The 2,278-nt window shown below is 55.0% G+C and carries 2 protein-coding genes; both read right to left on the bottom strand.

Annotated elements, in window-relative coordinates:
• Positions 1-130 precede the first annotated feature (130 nt).
• A complete protein-coding gene (locus tag HMPREF3066_RS05140) occupies positions 131-1,204 on the bottom strand; it encodes a sulfate/molybdate ABC transporter ATP-binding protein (protein ID WP_070440902.1) in 1,074 nt (357 codons plus the stop codon).
• The gene (cysW, locus tag HMPREF3066_RS05135; protein ID WP_070440899.1) at positions 1,201-2,061 is read right to left on the bottom strand and encodes a sulfate ABC transporter permease subunit CysW; all 861 of its coding nucleotides are present in this window, start codon (positions 2,059-2,061) and stop codon (positions 1,201-1,203) included. The genes HMPREF3066_RS05140 and cysW overlap by 4 nt, the downstream gene beginning before the upstream one ends.
• Between the last annotated feature and the right edge of the window lie 217 nt (positions 2,062-2,278).

Genomic DNA, 2,278 nt, shown 5'->3' with positions numbered 1-2,278 from the left:
CGTACTGGTTTAAAGTTAATCCACTATAAAAATCGCTCCATGTGAACCAAACATCAGCCCCATAAACAAAAAGGTCGTCTGAAAACCTGTTTTTAGGATTTTCAGACGACCTTTCGTTATCTCTTCCCCATCAAATCAAATATTCAATCAACTCGTTCTGCGAGAACACATAAACCTGTTTCGGCACCAATGCCAATTCCCGCCCTGCGGTCAAATCCAGCCGAGAAGCGTCGCTGCCTGCGAGCGTGATATGTACGTCCTGTTTGCCGTGTTTCACCAAAACGTGCGTCAGGGCGCCGACGGCGTGGATTTTTTCGATTTTGGCGCGGATCATCGGGGTTTCGTGTTTGGCGGCGATCTGCCATTCGTGCGGGCGGATGTAGCCGGTGGCGGTTTGTTCCTGCCATTTGTAGTGCGCGTCCAATTTCCACGCGAAGCCGTTGTAGTGCCAGATGCCTTTTTCGATTCTGCCTTCAAATGCGTCGGTTTCGCCGAGAAATTCGGTAACGAAGGCGTTTTCGGGTTTGCGGTAAATGGCTTCGGCGCTGCCGGTTTGTTCGATTTTGCCGTGGTTCATGACGACGATTTCGTCGGAAACTTCAAGGGCTTCTTCTTGGTCGTGGGTAACAAGGATGCTGGTTACGCCTAGGTTGTGATGGATGTCGCGCAGCCAGGTACGCAATTCTTTGCGTACTTTAGCATCCAGCGCGCCGAAGGGTTCATCTAAAAGCAGGAGTTTCGGTTCGACCGCAAGCGCACGAGCGAGGGCGATGCGCTGGCGTTGCCCGCCGGAGAGCTGGTGCGGATAGGATTTGGCGAGGTGGGAGAGCTGCACGAGTTTGAGCAATTCTTCGACTTTGGTGCGGATTTGTTCTTTGGGCGGGCGTTCGGACTTGGGCAATACGGTCAAACCGAAGGCGACGTTGTCAAACACGTTCATGTGGCGGAAGAGGGCGTAGTGTTGGAACACGAAGCCGACTTTGCGCTCGCGCACATGCTTGGCGGTTACGTCTTGCCCGTCAAAGAGGATGTTGCCGCCGTCGGCGTTTTCCAACCCGGCGATGATGCGCAGGAGCGTGGTTTTGCCGCAGCCGGAGGGGCCGAGCAGGGAAACGAGTTTGCCGGTGGGTACGTTGAGGTTGATGTTTTTCAGCGCGTGGAAACTGCCGAAGTGTTTGTTTAGGTTTTGGATGGTGATGCTCATGCTGCGTTCCTTTCGGCGGCGGCGAGTTTTTTATCTTGTAATTTTGTGATGATGTTCTGCACCGCCAGCGTCGCCAGTGCTAAAAGTGCCAATACGCCGGAGAGGGCGAATGCGCCGGTGAAGTTGTATTCGTTGTAGAAGATTTCGACCAAAAGCGGGATGGTGTTGGTTTCGCCGCGTATGTGTCCCGACACCACGCTGACCGCGCCGAATTCGCCCATCGCGCGGGCGTTGGTAAGGATGATGCCGTAAAGCAGCGCCCATTTGATGTTGGGCAGGGTAACGCGCCAAAACATCTGCCAGCCGCTTGCGCCGAGAATCAGCGCGGCTTGTTCTTCGCTGTCACCCTGCGCCTGCATCAGCGGGATGATTTCGCGTGCGACAAAGGGAAAGGTAACGAACAGCGTCGCCAAAATAATGCCGGGGATGGCGAAGATGATCTGTATGCCTTGCGCTTCCAGCCAGCCGCCCAACGCCGTGTGCGCGCCGAACAATAAGACGAACATCAAACCGGCAACCACAGGCGATACGGAAAACGGCAAATCGAGCAGGGTGGTCAGCAACTGCTTGCCGCGGAAGTCGAAACGGGTCAACAGCCACGCCATCGCCACGCCCAAGACGGCATTGACGGGAACGACCACCGCAGCGGTAATCAGGGTGAGCTTGATCGCCGCCCATGCTTCGGGGTCGGTAATAGATTGCAGGTACAAATCCCAACCGCCTTTCAGCGCTTCGTAAAACACGGCGACAAGCGGTACGACCAGCATCAGCAGCAGGAACCCGAGTGCGACGGCGGTCAGCAACACGCGCAGCCAGCGCGGTTCGGTCAGGTTGGGATTGGCGGAATAGGGTTTCATGGCGGTGGTGTTCTCTGGTTGGTTTTAAGATGTTTGGAGGTCGTCTGAAAAAACCGTTTTCGTGGGGCGGATTCGTTTTCAGACGACCTTTTATTGATTAAGAGAGCAAAAAGCGTCTAGCTGCCGTCATTCCCGCGCAGGCGGGAATCCACCGCAGGACAACAGGGATTTCAAACGACTTTTCACGGTAGCAACTGTATTTTTCACCCCGTCGGGC

Source organism: Neisseria sp. HMSC03D10 (assembly GCF_001807625.1).
GTDB lineage: Bacteria > Pseudomonadota > Gammaproteobacteria > Burkholderiales > Neisseriaceae > Neisseria > Neisseria mucosa.
The sequence above is the reverse complement of the archived record's forward strand: the minus strand, read 5'-3'. Positions and strand labels throughout refer to the sequence as shown.